Source organism: Acinetobacter sp., from assembly GCF_036666595.1.
GTDB lineage: Bacteria > Pseudomonadota > Gammaproteobacteria > Pseudomonadales > Moraxellaceae > Acinetobacter.
Genome location: NZ_JAVWVO010000098.1, coordinates 1 through 643 on the forward strand (window position 1 = coordinate 1; position 643 = coordinate 643).

The 643-nt window shown below is 33.9% G+C and carries 1 pseudogene; it reads right to left on the minus strand.

From position 1 onward, the window contains the following. Nucleotides 1–342 precede the first annotated feature (342 nt). Nucleotides 343–643 (minus strand): annotated as a pseudogene (locus tag RR876_RS16990) (aromatic amino acid transporter AroP); the annotation flags it as partial.

Genomic DNA, 643 nt, shown 5'->3' on the forward strand with positions numbered 1-643 from the left:
CGTCTGAGAATCTAAGATAAGGCGTAAAATTAGAGGAGGAGTATTATATAGTCTTCATTTTTAATGTTCGAATTTTGAATTAAAATAAATGTTAAAATGGAATATATAGAAGAAGAAATGACTGTGGATAACTTGTACTTTACGCCAATATTGCGCCAATTAATTATAAGTTATTGTTTTCAGACATTAAAAAGCCCCATGGTTAGGGGCTAGTCGTATACAAGTCAAAGCTTATATACTGTAAGAGGCTCATCTCAAACTGAGTGTATTAAAACACAAATTCAGATCATTTTCAGCAAAAGAATGCGAAAGTCACTCAATCAAAATGAAATTCGCAGTATTTCAGTTTTTCTTTATTTTTAACCAATAGGCCAAACTCAAACATGCAATCCAAACAGGAATCAGCATCACGGCAATGCGCATATCTGGTGTCATCCACATAATCACTAAAATACACAGCATGAAAAGCACGCAAATATAATTAGTCAGTGGATAAGCAATGCTGGGAAAAATACTCATTTTTTTAAGCTGAAGCATGCGCTGTTTAAATTTAAGATGCGTCAGCGAAAGCACCATCCAGTTAATCACAATGGCTGAAACAACAAGACTCATCAATAATTTAAAGGCTTTTTCAGGGAACATG